This window comes from Leptospirales bacterium (assembly GCA_019694655.1).
GTDB lineage: Bacteria > Spirochaetota > Leptospiria > Leptospirales > Leptonemataceae > SSF53.
Genome location: JAIBBN010000013.1, coordinates 1 through 19,614 on the forward strand (window position 1 = coordinate 1; position 19,614 = coordinate 19,614).

Genomic DNA, 19,614 nt, shown 5'->3' on the forward strand with positions numbered 1-19,614 from the left:
TCGCCGCACGACCATTGATTTTCGCGACGCCTTTGGTTCGCCGGAGTTTGGCTGGAAAATTGCGAGCGAAGGACGCATCCTGGCCCGAGGAGAACTCTACAGTACCCTTTACTATCCCCTGGCGCCGCCGGACTCCGCTGTGTTGCTGGTTGGCGAACAACCTTTTATGGAAATCGACGGACCGCGTAATGATCTGCGACTGCAACCACAACGCGGCCCGGCGCGGGCGGTCGTCATTGCTGAAACAATCGGCGAGGGCGCTGGATTGATTCGAATTCGCGCATCCATCGGCGGCGGTCGACAGGAGTACCATGCAGTTGTGGTCGCAGGCGCGGACCGCAAGCCCCGACTCTTGCAGATCGCGCTACGCAATTTGCGCAGCAGACAATCGTGGCAAACGCCGCCGAAACCGGACTATCTTGGCGATCGCTTTGGACGCTGGGCGCCAGTGGAGAGCAAAGCCTACTGTTCCAGAGCGCCGACCAGCGCTACGCAGGCAGAGCGGGATTTTTGCGCTGCCGTCTTCCGCCAGAGCGGCGTGGAACAATGACACGTTGGAACATAGAGCATTCCTTTGTCCAGAACCGGAACGTTCAGATTCACGTCGTCGCCTGCGGCGACGGGGCGCCCGTCATATTCTGCCACGGCTTTCCGGAACTCTGGTATTCCTGGCGACGCCAGATGCCGGCCCTTGCCAGCGCCGGCTTTCGCGCACTGGCGCCGGATATGCGCGGCTACGGCGAAAGTTCTACTCCGCCAGCGGCCGAGGACTATGCTTCACAAGAAATTTGTTCGGATCTTCTGGCCCTCATGGATGCCCATGGCTACCAGCAGGCGATCTTTGTCGGACATGATTTTGGCGGAATGATTGTCTGGCACATGGCCTTGATGCACGCCAGTCGAGTGCGCGCCGTCGCAGCATTGAATACGCCGCTTTCACCGCACACTCGACTCAATCCGCTGGAAATGCTGCGTAAGCGTCCGGGCCGATTGGCCTACCAGCTGTACTTTCAGGAAATCGGCCCGCCAGAGGCGATGCTGGAAGCGGACATTCGCGCGACGCTTCATTCCATTTTTCAAAGTTCGCGATCAGGGCGCCCGATCGACGCCTTTTTTCAAGCTGCCATTGGGGCCAAAAAGCAAGACGCAACGCCGCTGGACCAGCAGCTGATCCGTAGCGATCTATTAGACGACGAAGAGATCGGCATATACGAGGCCGCCTTTCGCAAGACAGGCTTCCGGGGCGCTCTGCATTGGTACAGGAATATGGAACGAAATTGGCGCTGGCTGGCAGCCAGCGCCGGAACCGTCTTACAAATGCCGGCGCTGATGATTTGCGCCGCCGACGATCCGGTGCTGCCGCCATCGATGACGCGCGGCATGGAACGACATGTCGCAAGGTTGACCAGATATGAAATTGCAAATTGCGGCCACTGGACGCAGCAGGAACAACCGCAGGTCGTGAATGAGATTTTGCTGCAGTGGCTGAACACTCTCTCGCCTGAGAGCGACTGAGCGGATCCTGGGGCCGGAGTGTGGGCAGGGAAGGATTCGAACCTTCGAAGGCGTAAGCCGCCAGATTTACAGTCTGGTCCCTTTAACCACTCGGGAACCTGCCCTAACTACAACGATGTGCTGCCTGCAGGAATCGAACCCGCGACCTGCTGATTACAAATCAGCCGCTCTACCTGCTAAGCTAAGGCAGCAGAGCGTCTGTGGGCTCGCCCGACAGACAGAAAGAACTGGAAACCGGAGGGCGGGCGCCCCGTCAACCCCCTTCGAAAAATCAAGGCTCCTCAGGCGGGGTGCGCCAGACATAGATCCACGATACAAGCCAGCTGAGCGCAACGCCGGAGGCGGCGCCTTCTACCAGCACACGCAGCCCGGCAGCATTGCATATAGCGACGGGCGAGGCTGCCAGTTCCGCGGGGGAAGCGGCCCAGTGTGCATGCGTCCCAACCAATCCGACAAACGCGGTAAGCAGCGGCAGCGCGGCAATGATCCAGATCGGACTTCGATGCCGGGCGCGCAACTCCAGCAGCCAATAGCGCGCCAGAAGAAGCAGCGCCAGAAAGATAGACGTCCACTTTAGATCCGACCAGATGCGCAAAGACTGAATCCACTCTCTGGCCGCCCAATCACGCAAGGAGTCGGCGCTCAACGCAAGCAGGGCCCGATTCTCCAGCGCGTCTCCCAGATACATTGCAAAGGCCGCCAAAGCCGGAAACAGCAATGGCAGCGTTCCATGGCGGGGTCCAAAGAGCCGCAGGCGAAACCAAAGCAGCAGTGCAAAATTAAATAGAGGATAAGCGATCAAGAAGATATAATCCAGGAGTTGGATGCGATCCATCATCCGTCGCATGGCCTGTCCACTGGCGTCAGGCGGACCAAGGATACTTTGCAGCTCGGCAGGATGCAGCATGAGTTCAAACCAGATCAAGGCCTGTTGAAAGCCAGGATTGTAAGCGCCGTCATGGGGCGGCGCGCCGCTGCCCAGAGCCATCAGGGCGCCCGCCAGGGCCAGAATGATCCAGGCGTTGAACAGGATCCATTTGCGCAAATTTCCTTCCGATAGCATGAACCGATCCTGCACCGCAAATGGACTTTCGCAACAAAAACTGATTGAGTCTGGCGCAGCGGTCCATGTCGATCGGCGATGGCCGCCTCTGAACTGCCGCTGATCTGCACAATTCATGATCGTCCTGGCGGTCGAATCTTGCAGATCACAATCAATCGACCGCAGGTACACAATTGCATCAACGGCGAAGCAGCCAAACTCTTTGTCGAAGCATGGCGCAAGTTCAAAGAGGACGACTCGCTATTGGTCTGCGTTCTGCACGGCGCGGGCGACAAGGCGTTCTGTTCCGGCGCAGACCTCAGCGCGCTCGATGAGCTGGTTAACATCTATGCGTCCGACCAGGAGATAGCCCAGGTCGTCCAGGATGGCCTGGGTCCGCTTGGCGGATCGCGCATCGTCCAGAGCAAACCGGTGATCGCAGTTAGCCAGGGCTATACCTATGCCGGCGGACTGGAGCTTTTCTGCCATGGCCACATTCGCATTGCCGAGCGCCAGGCGCTGTTTTCTGTCGCCTGCCGACGCTGGGGCGTGCCATTGGTGGACGGCGGAACGGTATACCTGCCGCGCTTGCTGGGCTGGGGTTCAGCGCTGCCTTTGATCATCACCGGTCAACGCATCCGAGCCTCGCGAGCCATGGAGATTGGACTGATCTGGGAGATCTGTTCCAAGGGGCGCGGACTGGGACGCGCCATGCGCATCGCGGAGCAAATATGCGAACAACCGCGCGACGCACTGCTTGCCGATTTGCAAAGCGCCTTGCGCGGATGGCATCTACCGCTGGAGGACGCCTTGCGACTGGAATCTGAAAATCTCTACCCTGTGATTCGCAGCGCAAGCATGCGCCAGGGGGTTGATCGCTTCAACCGCGGGGATCGTTTCTGGTTTGTCTGAGCCATAGCCGCCTGGAAATCTGGCCACAATGGCCGCCGCTTCTGCGATCTCTCGCGCCGCAAGGCATCTGCAATCGGCGCTCGGTGTTGCCGCTGAGTATATTCAGAAAGGCCTTATCGCTCTGCGCGCCTATCCGTGGAGGGAGCTTCCGCGGCGTGCGCGCCTGGCTATGCCCGCAGTATGGCAGCGGGCCCGCAATTCTCCGCAAGCAATCTGGCTTCAGATCTTGCTACTACCGCAGCGCTTCCGTTCTGCTCGATCCGCCCTCCTGGAATTTCACGCTCGCCTGCAAAATGACGGGCAACTTCGCTTCCGCTCCATCCTCTGGTCGGTGGCAGTCGTGTTTCTGGCAGGCGTTGTGCTGGTCGGTCAAAATCCCTGGGGCCTTACAATTCCCTTGCTTGGCTTCAGTCCGCCGCGCGCCGAGCTGCGTCGCGAATTCGTCGTTTTTGCTGCATCGCGCAATAATGGCAAACCGGCGGAGACTTCAAGGCTCTTTCTGCCAAGCGGCGATCTGGAGTTAGATCTTCGCCGCGCCGCCTCCTTGATCTGTCATCCTGGGGAATTGAGCGCGGACGCCAGCGGCGCAATTGCCGACGTGGAGCCCCTGCCCGACCTGGGTATTGCCATCCGCAAGATCTGGCTGCGCGAAAGCGGCGGCAAGCGCCGTCTGATCATTGACATGCGCGAGGAAACGCTGGAAACGGAAGTGCGCGGCTTCCTGTCTTCGCGCCGCGACGAGCAGCGCACGCGTCAGTACTTCCTGGATGCCTTTTTTGCAGCCTATACGGCGACGATCTTCCGCTTGCAGAATCAGGCGGACTCAGTAGAATACCTGATTGAGGGACGGCGTCGCACTCTGTCCGATATGAAGTTCGACCTGAGCAAGCGCTACCTTCGAGGCTCAGTGCGCGCCCTCAGCAATCTTTGATTCGCAAGGCATCAGGAAGCATTTTCATCGCGCTCGCCGCCCTTTCTTTCTTTGGCGCGAGCGGCCGGGTTACAGCCGGACCGGCTGCTGATGGCCGCGCCTTGCCCCTGACCTTTGGCCCTGACGATGGCTGGTACGATATGCAGCGGCACAACGGCCGCTGGGAGTGGACGGCAACGGCTCTGGACGGCTATCCCGTACACATCACTCTAATTCCGGCCGCCCGAATGCCAGCGCCTATGCTATTGCTGCTGCCAGACTTCCCGATGGCCAGCAACGACATCCGCGTGCTGCAGATTGCCACCCAGCTGCACGAAGCGGCGCATGTAGCCGTAGTGACTGGACGCGGTCACCGTGATAGCTCGCCTGGCGCCTTGCGGGGCGTCGTCAGCGCCAGCGACCTGACGCGCAACCTGGAAATGGCACAGCGTATCTCACTGGACTACTGGGCAGCCATCGCCTCTATCGAAGAAACTGCCGAACCTTTGCATCTTGGGATCAGCCGCAGTTGTATTGTAGCTGGAGATTTCCACAGCAACCTGGTATTGATCCAGAGCCTGCCGGGCATTCAGTGCATCGCTGCGCTTTCACCAAACGCAGAATTCTACCGGTCCGAACTGGCGCAGCTGGGCGCTCGCGAAGTAGCCGCTCCCGTCTTGCTGATGGAAGGCCGAAGCTTCTTCTTTCGTCTGACAGCAGTTGCGGCGCAATTGCAGCGAGCCGCAAGTCTGCGCGTCGACAGCCCCCAGAAGGGCATTCTTCTGCTGCAAAACGAGGCGGCGCGAAACGAGCTTTTGCGCTTTGTCGCCGCGCCTGAGAACTACCAGGCGCCGCTCAGCCCGAATCCAGGGCCAGGCTGAAGGCGTTGGCCATGGCGTGCGCAGCATAAGGCAGGACCAGCCCCTCGCTTTCGATACGCAACAGCGCCAGGGCCAGCGCCGCCACAAGGTTCCAGGCAAAGCTTTCCGCTGTCCGCGCACTGAAAAGCAAATGGGCGGAGGCAAAAGCCAGGGCGCTGGCCAGCTGCCCGATTACGTAAGGATCCTTGCCAAAGAGCGAAGGAAAAAGTTCGCGAAAGACAACTTCTTCCAGAAGCGGCGCAAGGACGGCGCCCATTCCCAGAAAGATAAGCGCGATTGAATCGAGACGCGGCGCCAGACCGCCGATCCTCATCTGTTCTTCGTGGATAAAGGCCAGAGACCAGAGCAGAGTCAGAAATACGACAAGCGCCGTCCCAAGCTGCATCAATCCAAAACGCCAATGAAACAGCATCCTTCGTCGCAGCGGAGTGAGAAGGTAAAGCGACAGCGGGGCAAAGATACTCAGGAACAGCGGTTGAAAGACCTGCAGTCGAATTTGCATGGGTGCTGCTGGCACAAGGGCCAGGTGCAGGGTGAAGGACAGACCAAAGATCAGCGCCAGAGCTGCGGCTGCGGCAATCGGCCAGCGCGGTTGCTTTACTGCTAGCAGCTCGCGCAGCGCCTCTTCCGCCAGCAAACGTTCGCTGCGCGGCGCTTCGCCATATTTCTGCAGTTCCCTGTCGAGGCGCGCCCGTTCGCCGCGATCAAGCTCCCTGGCGACGCGCTCTTTGGTCTCGCCGCGCAGGAGCGCCCAGAGCAACGCCGCCTGCAATGGACGACCTTTGCCGGAAAAACTCATCTGCCTGCAATATCGGCCGTCAGCAGCAGCCTTTTCAGACTTTGCCGGCCAGAGGCCGCTGGAAATGTGACCGCATGAAGTCCTCTCAACATGTCGCCGTCGTTGGCTCAACGGGCGCCGTCGGCGTGGAGATCTTGAAAGTTCTGGAGAAGCGACGCTATCCGGTTGGCAAGCTGAGCCTGCTGGCCAGCGCGCGCTCCGCCGGCAGCCATCAGCAGTTCCAGGGTCAGGATTACACAGTCCAGGAGCTGCGCGAGGATAGCTTCCAGGGCGTGGACGTGGCGCTGTTCAGCGCCGGCGGATCGATCAGCAAGCGCTTCTGCCCCCTGGCCGCGCAGGCCGGCGCTGTAGCCGTCGACAATTCCTCCGCCTTTCGCATGGATCCAACAGCGCCGCTGGTCGTGCCGGAGATCAATCCAGAGGATGCGGCCAAACACCACGGAATTATCGCCAATCCAAATTGCAGTACCATCATCCTGTTGATGGCAGTGTATCCCATCCACCGCATCAATCCGATTCGCAAGATCGTCGTTTCAACCTATCAGGCGGCTTCGGGCGCTGGCGCCAGCGCCATGAAAGAGATGGAATTGCAGGCCCGGCAGACCCTGGAAGGCAAGGCCCCGGCGACGGAAATCTTCCCCTTTCCGCTGGCTTTTAATGTCTTCAGCCACAACTCGGCGATGGACCCGGAAAGCGGCTACAACCAGGAAGAGACCAAGATGATCAAGGAATCGCACAAGATTCTGCACGACGATTCCATTCGTCTGGCGCCAACTTGCGTGCGCGTCAGCACCTTCCGCGCCCACGCCGAGTCTATCCACCTCGAGCTGCGCGATCCAGCAGACCTTGCGGCTATTCGCGATGCGCTACAATCCTTTCCGGGCGTGCGCGTGGTTGATGATCGGCAGGCCAATCGCTTTCCAATGCCGCTGGAGGCCAGCGGTCAGGACGATGTTCTGGTCGGTCGTTTGCGTCGATCGGCGGCCAGCGACGACGGACGCGAGATGGAATTGTTCTGCTGCGGCGATCAACTGCTGAAAGGCGCGGCGCTCAATGCTGTGCAAATTGCTGAATTGCTCTAGCAAAATGCGCATCAATTGAGTTGACCTGTCTGCAATTCTTGTGCAGATTCAAGGCGAGGAGTTCTATCTATGCCGCGCGCGTTGGTGCCTTTGGCCGAGGGATTCGAGGAAATGGAGGCGATAGTCGTGATCGATGTATTGCGACGCGCCGGCGTGGAAGTTGTTTCGGCTTCATTGCAGCCCGGCGCGGTACGGGCCTCGCGCCAAACGCAGCATCTGGCGGACTCCACCCTGGCCGATGTCCAGAACCAGGACTTCGATCTGATTGTTTTGCCAGGCGGAGGCGAGGGCGCGCGACGCTTACAGGAGGACGTCACGCTGGCATCGATGTTGAAACGACACCAGCAAATGCAAAAGCGCATCGCGGCAATCTGCGCGGCGCCCACCGTGCTGCGCGTTCACGGAATTCTGAGCAAGAACGATCCCTTTACGCTCTATCCCGGTCACGAGGCCAAGGCCAGCGGCGGAAGCTATCATCCGGAGAAACGCGTGGTACGCGCCGGTCTGGTGACAACCAGTCAGGGTCCTGGGACCAGCTTTGAGTTCGCACTTGATCTGGTCGAACAGCTGTGCGGTGCGGCAAAACGCCAGGAAGTCTCGGCAGCGATGCTGGTTCAGGGTTGAGGCGGAGAGGAACTAAGCGGAGCGAATCACACCCCGGGCTCGGCGCGGCTTCGTCCCTTGATGATCAGCGATATCTCGTGCACTTCGGCGTTCAGTTGATCGATCTGCGGAATGTTGATGCTGACGCGCGAGGCGTCAATGTCGCTGATCTGTCCGGACTTCGTATCTACGAAATGATGATGCACGCCGGTATTGGAGTCGTAGTAGATTCGGTCGGGACTCACAATCAGTTCGCGGATGACGCCCTTTTCCACAAAGAGCCGCAGCGTATTATAGATGGTAGCCTGACTGACCTGCTCGTACTCGCTATTCAGCGCGCGATAGATCTCATCGGCGCAAAGATGCTGCGGCCTTTGCAGCAGCAGGTGGGCAATTTCAATGCGCTGCGTAGTCGGATTGATCGAGCAATCTTTTAGTAGCTCGGCAACCTCGCGCTTGTTGATGCCATAGTCGCGCTCTTCCATTACTATCCTTCTCTATCGGCAAACTGGGCGCCGCTTTTGCGGCCGGCAAGGCCTTTTCTGAGAATTGGTCTCATTCTATGCCCTTGATATCCCGACTTACTTCGCTGCCGATCGACGCTGACCTGGCAGGGCAGAAGCAGACTTCGCAATTGGCGAGCGCCAGAGGCCGGCCGGCCTTCCGCGAAAGCGGATGATTGACAGCCCCCTGGCGGCGCACTGAGTGACGCCATGCTGTTCAATTCGGCCATTTTTCTGGCGCTGTTTGTTGTCTTCTACGCGCTCTACTGGCCGCTGCCGCTCAAAGGTAGGCAGACGCTAATCCTCGCGACAAGCCTTATTTTTTACGCGTGGTACAGCATTCCCTTTCTGCTTTTTTTTCTGGCATTGATTGCGCTGAACTTTGCACTGAGCTCGGCGTTGATTCACAAGAAGAGCCGCGGCCTGCTCTGGCTGGGTCTGGTCGTTGATCTGGGCGCTCTTGGAATCTTTAAGTATTTCTATTTCTTTACGGAGAGCGCCGGCAGCATATTTGGCCTGCCCTATCTGGCGCACATCAAGGCCAACCTCATTCAGGACTGGAATTTCAGCATCGTCCTGCCAATCGCTATCAGCTTCTATACTTTTCAGATCGTAGCTTTTCTGGTCGACTGTTACCGCGGCGTGATTGATCGACCAGTTTCCTTTCGACACTACGCGTTCTTCATATTATTCTTTCCGCAGTTTGTAGCCGGACCGATCATGCGCGCCCAGGATTTCTTGAGTCAGATCGACCATCCAGCGCCGTCCCACGATCGAATGCTCAATGGCGGACTCTTGATTCTGCAGGGGATCGTAAAGAAGGTTCTGCTGGCCGACCACATTGGACATGCCATGGCGCCGGTCTGGCAGAACCCCGCTGCCTACGATGCGCTGACGCTGTGGATCGCGCCGCTCAGTTTTGGCGTACAGGTTTATTGCGACTTCTCTGGATACACCGACATGGCGCGCGGCATGGCGCTCTTGCTGGGCTACGAGATACCGGACAATTTTCGCGGGCCGCTGATGGCCGAGACCATGCAGGACTTCTGGCGACGCTGGCACATTACGCTCTCCACCTGGCTTCGCGACTATATCTATATTCCGCTGGGCGGCTCGCGTCTCGGCGAACCACGCACCTATCTGAACATCATGATTACCATGGCCCTCGGCGGATTGTGGCACGGCGCCGCCTGGACCTACCTGATCTGGGGCAGCATCATTGGCCTCTACATTTGTTGGGATCGACTGCGTCATCGAAAGGGTTGGCTCTTCTTTCCGGAGCACGGCGCGCCAGCGCCCGTCCGAATCCTGCGCGTGGTGCGCACCAACGCACTCTTTGCTTTTTGCGCGATCTTTTTTGCTGTACCGGGGCTGCAGCAAGCGATCGACCTGATGGGCGGGGCGCTTTCCATGCAGCGCGGCAATACGGTTGTACAAATCGACGGAGTTCTGGCGTTAATTTTGGTAGCTCTGATCTTTAACGCCCTGCAATACTGGAAGGGTGTTCGCAGCTTTATCGCCGGCCGCAACGGCTTGCGCTATGCACTGAATATCGCCGGAACATTTTTTGTTGGCGTTGTGGTGAGCGCCTTTGGCGACGTCAGCGGACAATTCATCTACTTCCAGTTTTGAGGTTTCCAGTTCAGCTTCCGGCCGCAGGCCCGAGCCTTGAGCAGAATTCGGCAATGCGATCATCTAAACGCAGCATTCCTTCCATGTTCCAGGTAAAATAGTCGGCGTCAAGACGGCCGTAGCCTCGATCCTGCCATTGCTGAAAAACGCTCCGGACATTGAGTTTCAGTTCCTCTGGCAGATGGTACTCCCGGACCAGGTCGCGTTCAAACAACGAAAGCGGAATGCCGCCGCATAACCGCAGCGCGCCCAGAGCAGCCTCCTCCAGAGGCGCCGCCTCTTGAAAACAGCGTTGCGCGGGATTCATTTGCCATTGTTGAATGCTTCGAGGGTTGGCGTAACGCAATCTGCCGGTGAAACCGTGGGCTCCAGGTCCAAGGGCCAGATAGGGCTCATAGAGCCAGTAGCGCAGATTATGACGACTGGCGCCGCCAGCAAGAGCATAGTTGGAAATTTCATAGTGCTGGAAGCCGCGCGCCGCCAATAGCCCGGGCAGCATCTGAAAGACCTGAAACTGAAGCTCCTCATCGGGCGCACCCATCTGTCGGCGCGCGCTGAGCGCCGCGTAGGGCGTACCCGCTTCTACGGTGAGGCTGTACAGGGAGAGGTGATCGAGTCGAGCGCCCAGCGCTGCCGTCAGGTCCTTGAGAAACTCGTCGAGGGTCTGTTGCGGAAAACCATAGATCAAATCCACGCCAATTCGAGACTGCGGCGCTTCGCTCAAGCGCTCAAAAATCCTCTGGTAAGAGCTGGCCGAAAAGTAGCGGTCCATGGCCTGCAGATGGCGAGTCTCCAATGTTTGAACGCCGACATGTATGCGATTGACTCCGCACTGTTGCAATGAATGCAAATAGTCCGCGCTGAAATCCTCGGGATTGCCCTCCAGCGTGACTTCACAGTCGGTGGTTAGCGTAAATTCTTCGCTGATGCGACGCAGAATTCTATCAATCAAGGCCGCCGGCGCCAGCGAAGCCGTGCCGCCGCCAAAGAAAATGGTATTAACAGATTGGAATCCGGCAAAGTCGTCGCGGCGGTCGCCCAGCTCACGCATCAGAGCTTCTTCGTATTCCCGCAATTGTTCAGCGCTTGGTTGCAGTTGATCATTGCCGCCTTCGACATTCAGGCCCGTCGAATAAAAATCGCAGTAGCGACATTTACGAATGCAATAGGGAAAATGAATATAGACGCCAAGCAGGTCGGCGCGGCGAGGCGGCGTCAGCAGAGCTGGCAGGTCGGAATTCACAGCGCCGGCAAGATCAGATCAGCCTGGGGCACGCTGCCCGCGGCCAGAGCGCGATAGACCAGGCCTCGTCGCGACTCCGGCGTGGAAGCAAAAGAACACAGCAGCGCTCCATCATTGGGACTGAGCGCCCGCAAATAGGGCGAAGCGGCAAGCAATCCTATGACGCCGCCTTTCAGACGCGCCTCGGAACTGGCGTTCAGCACTTGAACGATTCGATTCCAGGCGCTCACGCTGCGTTCATCCAGCTCCAGCATCCAGACTTCGCCCGCTTTGCGACGACGAAAGATCTGGTAAAGGTCAACGGAACGCGGCGCAAAGATCAATTGCTCGGCGCTGAGGCCATCGAGCAACGCCTCCTGCCGCACCTCCTCACTGCTGTAGAGCAAGCGCACCTGCTTGCGCCGCTCCAGCGGCAGTCCGGCATAGGGACGCCGTAGCGCGGCGATGGCGGCGCGCGAGGCAACTCGGTTCAAGTTGAGATTCTGACGGCGGTACTTCGCCTCTATGGCCGCGGCGCGCTCATCGGCGGCCTGCTGCAGACTCTGGAAATGAGCCGTCAACGCCGCGTCGGTCGGAGACAGCGGAGATGCATTGCTGTAGAACGCGCCGCGCAGAAATTTGAGACGCACCTGGCGCAGAACCGCCTGATTCAGATCGTCTACGGAAAGCTCGCCGCTTTGAAAGCCGCGCAGTAGAGAGTCGTACATTTCACGAATGATTGTTCCATCGCTGGTTAGCAAGACAATATCGGCGCCAGCCTGGAAGGCCTTGCGCGCCGCCATTCCGCGGGCATAGCGTCTGGAAATTGCATTCATTTCCATGGCGTCGGTCATAACCAGGCCGCGGAAGCCTAATTCGCCGCGCAGCAGATCTTTGAGAATCCGCGGGGAGAGCGTTGCAGGATTTTGCGAATCATAATTCTCAAATACAATATGTGCCGACATTATGATTTCAGCGCCCTCGCCAATCGCCGCGCGAAAGGGAGCGAGTTCCATAGCGCGCATGCTCTCCAGCGACTTATGGACTACCGGCAGATCGAGATGCGAATCAACGTTGGTGTCGCCATGGCCGGGGAAGTGCTTCACCGTCGGAATATTGCCCGAGGCGCGCAGACCGCGGGCCAGAGCAAGTCCAATGTTTGCTACGCGCTCCGGATCGCTGCCAAAGGAGCGCGTGTTGATAACCGGATTTGCCGGATTGCTGTTCACATCAAGCACCGGCGCCAGAGCAAGATTCAGTCCCAGCTTGCGCAGCTGGTAGCCGGTCATAAAGCCCACTTCTTCTACCAGCGTCGGATCGTTGCTCTGTCCTAGCGCCATGGCCGCAGGAAATTGATCCACGCCATCCGGACCGACGCGCACAACGCGGCCGCCCTCTTGATCGATGCTGATCAACAAGGGAATTCCGGAAGCGGCGACGCTGGCGCGCTGCAGCCCCTCATTCAATGCGCGGATTCGGCCGGCATCGCCCAGATTGACTGCAAAAAGAATTACGCCGCCGGGCCGGTAGCGCCGGATATCGTTCAGCACAGCGCCGCTGGCATCTTTGCCGCGCATGCCGATATGTATCAGCTGGCCGACCTTGTCCTCCAGCGACATCCGCGCCAGAATCTGCTGTGGCGCCTGTTCCAGCATTTCTTGCAGCCGCGCCTGTTGCAAATTCTGGGCGCAAACATAAGCGCCGGCGCTCATCACAAGCAATAACGCCGCTCCTGCGGCCAGCCAGAAGCTGAGTCGTTTCATTCTACGTTGCTCCCGCAGGGCGATCACTGTTGCACTACAATCTTCAGTCGCAACTTTTGCTTCTTGAAGTGGCAGAGCGGTCCCGGCCGCAGCCCATCGAGACGGATCTCGAGTATCTGCCCCGGCGCCAGTCCGCCATCCAGGTGCAGGGGCGTGGGACGGCAAGTTTTGTACGACCCGCGGCCGGAGCAGGCGTCGCAGTCCAGATCGCTTCCCTGGCAATCCGGGCAAATGCTGCGCACGGTAAGCGGCAAAACCACAGCGAGCGGCCGCCGGAGCTCTGCTGCTTTCAAATGTAATTCGAGGTCGCAATCAATGTTGAAGATGCGTCGCCGGTCGCCGCTGTGATAACGTCGCCCAAGCAAACCGCGGCGGGCAAACGCGGCTGCATTGTAAGGGAAGCGCAATCGCGTAGCGGGGATGGGCAAACGTTCCGCCAGGCGGGCTCGCGCCGTCGCCTGCAGCAGGTGCAATTGCCGCAGACGATCAAAGTTCTGTCTGCTTTCCTGAACTGCCAGTGTCCGGTAAGCGCTGTAGACCTGGATGAAGCGCAGGCCATCGCCGCCGCAAACATCAGGATGACAGATGCGCGCCAGCCGACGAAAGGCCTGCTTGATGGTCAGCGTCGGCGCAGCGTGGTCGACGCCCAGCACTGCATAGTGGTCGACAAAAATGCTTGTTGCAGATGCCGGCATCGCGCTTGGCAAGTCGCCGCCCCAGAGGCCCGCGACTCAAGGCCGCAGCCGCTTGTCCGTCAACGATCGTAGTCGCTGCGTAACAGTCTTCCCACTTCCGCTTCGCGACGGGCCGCTTCGGCCCGAATATTCCAGTCGAGGCGACGCTCCAGCAGGCGCAGCTGGCGCAGGTATTCGCGCATCATGTTGATCTTCGTTTCCGGATCGCGCACATAGATCACGTCGATCTCGCGACGCTGGCCGTCGATTTCGACCTGTTCTTTGCCGTCGCGGACGTCCGGAGCGTTTGGAAAGCGGAAGTTCACCATGAGCCCGCGCCCGGAGGCCAGAATCTCATTTACCTCAAGGTTCAGCGGAGTCTCCGCCGCCCCGGCATTGACGATCGAGTTTCCGGAAAGCCTGCGCCACAGCACCTGGCCTTTGCCGATGAATCCGCGACGCGATTCAAAGACGTAATTCTTGATGTCGTTGCCCTGCCATTGCATGATCGCCTGCTCGTTGTACACGTAGCGCTGGCGTTGGCCATAGATAGTCTCTTGCTGAGCCGTCAGCGGAACAATACTGCGCTGAGTGCTGGCATCAATCCGGTAGTAGGCGCAGATGATGTTTTCGCCTCCATACAATGTGCCGCAGCTCTTGTTTTCCAGCTCCGTACGGTAGCCGTTGAGAAGCTTCTGCACTTCCATGATTTCGCGGGTCAGGACCTCGATCGTGACCTTTTGCTCAGCGTTTGGCTCTCGCACACGGGTAAATTCCTCAAGCGCGTAGGCCGGCGATTGCAGGCCGGCGGCCAGGATCAAAAGGACTGCTGCGATGCGTTTCATGGCTTTGGGGTTCCCGACTCTTCAGGCAAGTCTGCACTACTTTTCGGCCCCCTGGCCAGCAAAAATCCAGCGCCCCTTCAGCGGAAATTTCGTTGAAGCCCCGGGGAAGCGGGCGCAAACTGTCCTCGCCGTCAGGCATTCTCCCCCAGTCGCCAGGTCTTATGGAAATCAACGTTAAGAAAAAAGACAATCGCATCATCTTCGAACTCGAAGGCAGCCTGGATATCTACACCTCGCTGGACCTGAAGGCGGCTCTGGAAGAGCACGTGAAAGGCGAGAGCCCGGACGTCATCATCGACATGGATCGGCTCACCTATATCGATTCCAGCGGCATTGGCATCCTGATCAAGGCGCTGAATTATGTCCAGGGCATCAAGGGCAAGCTCAGTGTAGCCAATCTGAAGCCGGCCATTGAGAAGGTTTTCAAGGTTAGCGGACTGACGTCCTACTTCGAAATCCTGTCCCCGGACGAGTTCAAGAGCCGATCCATCTGAGACCGCGCAGCCGCCAGATCAGGGCGTCGCTTCTGTTGTGCGCTCGTCGTAGCGGCTTACAAATGCGTCCCAGATGGCAAATATTCCGTCTCCGGGAGACGGTCGCAGTCGAATGCGCAAGCGTCCATCGAGGACCATTTCGCGGTCTATGACTACTACGGTCGGCTGGTCAAGGTATCGGCCGCCGCCCTGGTAGAGGGTTGTCGCCAGATGATTGTTGACCCAGACTTCCAGCCAGCGTACTCGCGGATGCTGAGCCCCTGCCAATGGTTCGTAGCTGGCGAGATCCAGATAAAGATAGATCCGTCCGCGCGCCGGGGACTCCAGCTCAAAGCTCAGTCCTTGCTCTGGAACCACCGCGGCTACCGAATCGGCCAGGTTCCGCAGTGACGAGTCGGCCTGCAGGCGCAGATTCCGGCTGCGCGCCCATTGTTCCAGTTCGACTGAAGTGATTGCCTGGCGGGAGTTCTCCAGGGTAAAGTTGATCTCGCCTGGCGAATCGGCGGCGGCGCCGACGGACAAAGGCAGAAAAAACAAGGACAGGATCAGGCGAAGGCTTCGGCGCAGGCGCATGTTGTCTCCTGCTACTATCGGAAACAGAGGCAACTTGCTGGAATCTGGTTGCGGCCGCCGCTGGCGCCGCGGAACTGCAAACCAGACCCGGAATGCAAATCATCCACGAACTTGGCGACTTCGCCTCCCCGTGGCCAGCGTGCGCCCTTACCCTTGGCGTATTCGATGGCATGCACCGCGGTCATCAGGCCCTTGTGAAACGCCTGGGCCGCGGGTCCGGTATGGCGCGGGTGCTGGTTACCTATCATCCGCATCCCGACCTGGTACTTGCCAAGCGGCCGGCTGCTGGCGCGGAGCTTTTTACCTATCAGGAAAAGCTGGCAATTTTCCAGCGCTTTGAGCTGGACGCGGTCGTCTTTCTCCCTTTCACCCGCGATCTGGCGCGCATGACGGCGCTGCGCTATCTGAAAGAGATTCTACTGGGCAGATTGCGCGCAAAAAGGATCATCATTGGCTACGACCAGCGCTTTGGACGCGGTCGCAAGGGCGACTATCAGCTGCTGAAACGCTTCAGTCGTCGTTATCCCTTTGTTGTCGAACGCGTAAAAGCGGTGCGATACCGCGGACAAATTGTATCCACTTCGCGCATCCGCGCCTTACTGGGCGAAGGCAATGTAGAGGCTGCGGCGCGCTTGCTTGGTCATCCCTATTTTGCCAGCGGAATGGTAGTGCGAGGCCAACAACGCGGCCGCGAACTTGGCTTCCCTACTGCCAATCTGGATCTTCCCGAGACCAAGGCCTTGCCAGCCCACGGCGTGTACGCCTGTCTGGCGGAGTGGGGCGGACAGCGCTTTCGAGCCATGGTCAATGTGGGTTTGAAGCCGACCTTTGCCGACTCCCGCCTGAGCGTCGAGGCGCACCTGCTCGATTTTCAAGGCGATCTCTACGGCCAGGATATTCGACTGCATTTCCATCGCCGGCTACGCGAGGAAAGGCGCTTTGAGTCGCCGCAGGCCCTGGCCTCACAGCTGCATATGGATCGTCAGCAAACGCTACTGCTCCGACTCTGAGGCCAGCAGCGCCCGCCTCACCAGCAGCGCGTCGCGCAATGCAGCTGCGTCATGAGTGCGCACAAAGTCCACTCCCGACTCTACTGCAAAGATCTCCGCAGCCAGCGTCGCCGCCCCTCGCTGCTTCGGCTCCCGTCCGGTAAGCGCGCCAAGGAATGACTTGCGCGAAACCGAAATCATCCATCGAAAAGGAAACTCAGCGCGCAGTTTTTGCAGCGATCGCAGAATAAGGAGCGAGTTCTCTGGCGCCGCGCCCAGGAAAAAACCCATTCCCGGGTCCAGGATCAGTCGCCCGGCTTCGACGCCAGCCCTCTGGAGAACCGCCAATCGCTGGTCAAAAAAGCGACAGATCCTTTCTAAGATTTGCTGCGGCTCGTAGGCTCGTCGATCGGCCACGCCGGCTTCCTGTACCTTATGCATAACAATCAGTTGCTGCGGCGCACTTGAAAGCCGTTCATACAGAAGGGGATCGGCAAAGCCGTTGATATCATTTAAGTAACGTACGCCCCAGCCAATGGCTGCTTCCTGCACTTCTCGGCGACAGCTATCGATGGAGACATTGCGTCCCTCGGCCTGTAACGCGAGGACGACGCTCTGCAAGCGATCGATTTCGGTTTCGACCATCGGCGCTTGCGCATCGGGATTGCTGGAGGCGGCGCCCAGGTCGACGACGTCGGCTCCTCCGGCCAGCAATTGACGAGCATGAGCCAGCGCGCTATGCGGCGCCAGATACAGACCGCCATCAGAGAAGGAGTCTGCGGTGATGTTGACAATTCCAAAGATACGCATATAGTTTAAGTTGATGTTATTCAGGTGGCTTGCCGGGAACGCCCTTCAGCAGTTCGGCTGGAGGAATCAATTGACGGCGAGGCCTGCCGCGCCAGCCTGCCAGCTGATGGCGATGTTGGAAGAGGACATCCGGAGCGCCGCACGCGTACGCCTGAGCACTGCGCTGGCGGCGGCGCCGGCGGCTGAAGCGCTGCTGCGCGATCTGCAATATGGCGACCTCGAAGTGCGCAGCAAATCGACGGCCAGCGATCTGGTGACTCGCGCCGATCTGGAATCGGAACAGGCCTTGCTTGGCGCTATTCGACGCGATTGGCCCAATGACGCGATTCTTGCCGAAGAAAGCGGTCGCAGCGGCGGTGCGCAGGGCGACTTCAGCTGGGCTGTGGATCCCCTTGATGGCACGGTGAATTACGCTCATGGACTGCCGCTCTATTCTATATCCATTGGCATTCTTTACAACAATTCTCCGATTGCAGGTCTGGTTTGCCTGCCCGCTCTGAATCGCCGTTATCATGGTCTGATAGGCGAAGGGGCGTTTCGCGACCAGCGTCCAATTCATGTTAGCGACAACCGTTCGCTTGCTGACGCTCTGGTTGTAACTGGTTTTCCCTATGAACGCGCTGCGTTTTTGGATTCGCTGGTTTCTGGCGTGCGCTCGGTGCTGGCCAGCGCACGCGGCATCCGGCGCACAGGTTCGGCGGCCATCGATCTTTGCTGGGTTGCCGAAGGCAGCTTTGATGCACACTACGAATTCAATCTTGGCGCATGGGATGTTGCAGCCGGGGCGGCTATTGTCCGCGCTGCGGGCGGCCGGGTAAGCGACTTTTCTGGCAAGAATTTTGAGCCGGGGATGTTTCAGATGCTGGCCACCAACGGTCTGATTCACGCGCCGATGCTGGAGACGCTGGCCCCGCTGGCCAGCATACAGTCGCTGCCCGGTATGCGTCGTAGCAAGCCCTGAGTAAGGGATTGCATAGCCTTCGATTCGCTATTGACCGTAGCGCCTGGTAAGGGCCTCTGGAATTGTGTCTGCGCCTGCTTCCTCACTCAGCCAATTGATCGGCAATACTCCTCTGGTTGAATTGCGCAGTATATCGCCAAAGAACTCGGTTAAAATTTACGGCAAGCTGGAAGGCAACAATCCGGCTGGCAGCGTCAAAGATCGCCCGGCGCTCTGGATGATTCAGGAGGCGGAAAAGCGCGGCGAACTCAAGCCTGGGATGAAGATCATCGAGGCCACCAGCGGGAACACTGGAATTGCCCTGGCCATGATTGCTTCAGTGAAGGGCTATCCAATCGAACTGGTGATGCCCGACGGCTCCACGCGCGAACGCACGCTGGCAATGCAGGCCTACGGGGCCCAGGTTACGTTAACGCCGGCGGCTGCTTCGATGGAAGGGGCCATAGACTACGCCCATGAGAAATTTGCACGGGGCGGCTACTGGATGCCAAATCAGTTCGCCAATCCGGACAACTATCGGGCGCACTACAGCACAACCGGTCCGGAAATATGGCGCGATACGGAAGGAAAAATCACGCACTTTGTCTCTTCCATGGGAACCACCGGCACCATCATGGGCGTATCACGCTACATGAAGGAAACAGCGCCGCAGGTTCAGATCGTCGGCGTGCAGCCTACAGATGGTTCGAAGATTCCGGGTATCCGCCGCTGGCCAAAAGAATACCTCCCAAAAATATTCGAACCGGCCCGGGTCGATCGACTGATGGACATTGATCAACGGGATGCAGAGCGCATGACGCGACGTCTGGCCCGCGACGAAGGCGTTTTTTGCGGCATGAGCGCCGGCGGCGCCGTAGCTGTCGCCGAGCGATTGGCTGCTGAATTGGAGCACGGTTTGCTGGTCACAATCATTTGCGATCGCGGCGATCGCTATCTTTCCTCCGATCTTTTCGAAGAGAAGGATACTTGAGTATGGCCGGCGGAGAAATGCAGGTAGAACTACAGCGCGTTGGCGAGTCTCTGTTTGAGGCGCGCGCCGGCAGCGGCGGCGTGGCCCGCATTGATGGTCCTGCCGACCTGGGCGGCGCCGGCGGCGGAATGCGGCCGATGGAGATGTTTCTGGCCAGTCTGGCTTCCTGCAGCGCCATGGATGTAATCCACATTCTAAAAAAACAGCGCCAGACCCTGGCCGATTTGCGGATCAAAGTGCATGGCGTCCGGCGCGACGCTACGCCGGCCACCTACAAGTCAATTGAACTTGTTTTTCAAGCCTCCGGCGATGTGCAGTTGGATCGCTTGCAGCAGGCAGTACAGCTTTCCGTTGAAAAGTACTGTAGCGTGCTGGCCATGCTGAAGGGCGAAGTGCACGTCGCTTATCGCAGCGAGCTTCTGTCCGAAGCCTGA

The 19,614-nt window shown here is 58.8% G+C and carries 22 protein-coding genes and 2 tRNA genes; 13 read left to right on the forward strand and 11 right to left on the reverse strand.

What is annotated here, in order from left to right; all coding sequences use genetic code 11:
• A partial coding sequence (locus K1X75_14715) for a hypothetical protein (GenBank protein ID MBX7059315.1) occupies positions 1–550 on the forward strand: 550 nt, incomplete at its 5' end.
• Entirely contained in the window at positions 547–1,515 is a 969-nt protein-coding gene (locus K1X75_14720; protein MBX7059316.1) for an alpha/beta hydrolase, read from the forward strand. The genes K1X75_14715 and K1X75_14720, both read left to right, overlap by 4 nt.
• Positions 1,516–1,536: 21 nt before the next feature.
• Here the strand turns inward: K1X75_14720 and K1X75_14725 are convergent.
• The 3 genes from K1X75_14725 to K1X75_14735 form a co-directional block, all read right to left on the reverse strand.
• Positions 1,537–1,619, reverse strand: a tRNA-Tyr gene (locus tag K1X75_14725).
• A gap of 14 nt (positions 1,620–1,633) precedes the next feature.
• A tRNA-Thr gene (locus K1X75_14730) sits at positions 1,634–1,706 on the reverse strand.
• An 80-nt stretch (positions 1,707–1,786) separates the two neighbouring features.
• On the reverse strand, positions 1,787–2,578 hold the full coding sequence (locus K1X75_14735) for a hypothetical protein (GenBank protein ID MBX7059317.1): 792 nt from the start codon (positions 2,576–2,578) through the stop codon (positions 1,787–1,789).
• 78 nt (positions 2,579–2,656) lie between these two features.
• Here K1X75_14735 and K1X75_14740 point away from each other — a divergent pair, with 78 nt between their 5' ends.
• Genes K1X75_14740 through K1X75_14750 form a run of 3 tightly spaced genes read left to right on the forward strand, consistent with a single transcriptional unit; the run spans position 2,657 to position 5,260 of the window.
• Positions 2,657–3,469 (forward strand): enoyl-CoA hydratase/isomerase family protein, encoded by an 813-nt coding sequence (locus K1X75_14740; protein MBX7059318.1) that lies wholly within the window; start codon positions 2,657–2,659, stop codon positions 3,467–3,469.
• Between the two features lie 28 nt (positions 3,470–3,497).
• The gene (locus K1X75_14745) at positions 3,498–4,400 is read left to right on the forward strand and encodes a hypothetical protein (GenBank protein MBX7059319.1); all 903 of its coding nucleotides are present in this window, start codon (positions 3,498–3,500) and stop codon (positions 4,398–4,400) included.
• Complete coding sequence (locus tag K1X75_14750; GenBank protein ID MBX7059320.1) at positions 4,397–5,260, forward strand: hypothetical protein; 864 nt, start codon at positions 4,397–4,399, stop codon at positions 5,258–5,260. The genes K1X75_14745 and K1X75_14750 overlap by 4 nt, the downstream gene beginning before the upstream one ends.
• On the opposite strand, the gene K1X75_14755 is transcribed toward K1X75_14750, so the two are convergent.
• Positions 5,235–6,059, reverse strand: a complete 825-nt coding sequence (locus tag K1X75_14755) for a CPBP family intramembrane metalloprotease (protein MBX7059321.1) — start codon at positions 6,057–6,059, stop codon at positions 5,235–5,237. The two genes, K1X75_14750 and K1X75_14755, sit on opposite strands and share 26 nt — an antisense overlap.
• Positions 6,060–6,133: 74 nt before the next feature.
• Between K1X75_14755 and K1X75_14760 the strand changes: the two genes are divergently transcribed.
• Positions 6,134–7,141, forward strand: coding sequence for an aspartate-semialdehyde dehydrogenase (locus K1X75_14760; protein ID MBX7059322.1), 1,008 nt, complete (start codon positions 6,134–6,136; stop codon positions 7,139–7,141).
• Positions 7,142–7,210: 69 nt separating this feature from the next.
• Positions 7,211–7,765 (forward strand): DJ-1/PfpI family protein, encoded by a 555-nt coding sequence (locus K1X75_14765; GenBank protein ID MBX7059323.1) that lies wholly within the window; start codon positions 7,211–7,213, stop codon positions 7,763–7,765.
• Positions 7,766–7,791: 26 nt separating this feature from the next.
• Here the strand turns inward: K1X75_14765 and K1X75_14770 are convergent, their stop codons facing one another.
• Positions 7,792–8,229 (reverse strand): transcriptional repressor, encoded by a 438-nt coding sequence (locus tag K1X75_14770; GenBank protein MBX7059324.1) that lies wholly within the window; start codon positions 8,227–8,229, stop codon positions 7,792–7,794.
• Positions 8,230–8,457: 228 nt separating this feature from the next.
• Between K1X75_14770 and K1X75_14775 the strand changes: the two genes are divergently transcribed.
• Positions 8,458–9,879 carry an MBOAT family protein gene (locus K1X75_14775; GenBank protein MBX7059325.1) on the forward strand — a complete coding sequence of 474 codons (1,422 nt, stop codon included), beginning with the start codon at positions 8,458–8,460 and terminating at the stop codon, positions 9,877–9,879.
• A 10-nt stretch (positions 9,880–9,889) separates the two neighbouring features.
• Here K1X75_14775 and hemW read toward each other — a convergent pair whose 3' ends face one another.
• Genes hemW through K1X75_14795 form a run of 4 tightly spaced genes read right to left on the reverse strand, consistent with a single transcriptional unit; the run spans position 9,890 to position 14,383 of the window.
• Complete coding sequence (hemW, locus tag K1X75_14780) at positions 9,890–11,122, reverse strand: radical SAM family heme chaperone HemW (protein ID MBX7059326.1); 1,233 nt, start codon at positions 11,120–11,122, stop codon at positions 9,890–9,892.
• Positions 11,119–12,864 (reverse strand): glycoside hydrolase family 3 protein, encoded by a 1,746-nt coding sequence (locus K1X75_14785; GenBank protein MBX7059327.1) that lies wholly within the window; start codon positions 12,862–12,864, stop codon positions 11,119–11,121. Before K1X75_14785 ends, hemW begins: the two co-directional genes overlap by 4 nt.
• Before the next feature lie 23 nt (positions 12,865–12,887).
• Positions 12,888–13,559, reverse strand: a complete 672-nt coding sequence (locus K1X75_14790) for a DnaJ domain-containing protein (GenBank protein ID MBX7059328.1) — start codon at positions 13,557–13,559, stop codon at positions 12,888–12,890.
• Between the two features lie 59 nt (positions 13,560–13,618).
• A complete protein-coding gene (locus K1X75_14795) occupies positions 13,619–14,383 on the reverse strand; it encodes a hypothetical protein (GenBank protein ID MBX7059329.1) in 765 nt (254 codons plus the stop codon).
• 161 nt (positions 14,384–14,544) lie between these two features.
• On the opposite strand from K1X75_14795, the gene K1X75_14800 reads away from it, so the two are divergent.
• Entirely contained in the window at positions 14,545–14,877 is a 333-nt protein-coding gene (locus K1X75_14800) for an STAS domain-containing protein (protein MBX7059330.1), read from the forward strand.
• 18 nt (positions 14,878–14,895) lie between these two features.
• On the opposite strand, the gene K1X75_14805 is transcribed toward K1X75_14800, so the two are convergent.
• The gene (locus tag K1X75_14805; GenBank protein MBX7059331.1) at positions 14,896–15,450 is read right to left on the reverse strand and encodes a hypothetical protein; all 555 of its coding nucleotides are present in this window, start codon (positions 15,448–15,450) and stop codon (positions 14,896–14,898) included.
• A 92-nt stretch (positions 15,451–15,542) separates the two neighbouring features.
• Between K1X75_14805 and K1X75_14810 the strand changes: the two genes are divergently transcribed.
• A complete protein-coding gene (locus K1X75_14810) occupies positions 15,543–16,460 on the forward strand; it encodes a bifunctional riboflavin kinase/FAD synthetase (protein ID MBX7059332.1) in 918 nt (305 codons plus the stop codon).
• Here K1X75_14810 and folP read toward each other — a convergent pair.
• Positions 16,443–17,264 (reverse strand): dihydropteroate synthase, encoded by an 822-nt coding sequence (gene folP, locus K1X75_14815; protein MBX7059333.1) that lies wholly within the window; start codon positions 17,262–17,264, stop codon positions 16,443–16,445. The genes K1X75_14810 and folP overlap by 18 nt on opposite strands.
• A gap of 91 nt (positions 17,265–17,355) precedes the next feature.
• Here folP and K1X75_14820 point away from each other — a divergent pair, with 91 nt between their 5' ends.
• From K1X75_14820 to K1X75_14830, 3 genes are all read left to right on the forward strand, one after another.
• Complete coding sequence (locus tag K1X75_14820) at positions 17,356–18,210, forward strand: inositol monophosphatase (GenBank protein MBX7059334.1); 855 nt, start codon at positions 17,356–17,358, stop codon at positions 18,208–18,210.
• Positions 18,211–18,274: 64 nt separating this feature from the next.
• Complete coding sequence (gene cysM / locus K1X75_14825; protein MBX7059335.1) at positions 18,275–19,180, forward strand: cysteine synthase CysM; 906 nt, start codon at positions 18,275–18,277, stop codon at positions 19,178–19,180.
• A gap of 17 nt (positions 19,181–19,197) precedes the next feature.
• On the forward strand, positions 19,198–19,614 hold the full coding sequence (locus tag K1X75_14830; GenBank protein ID MBX7059336.1) for an OsmC family protein: 417 nt from the start codon (positions 19,198–19,200) through the stop codon (positions 19,612–19,614).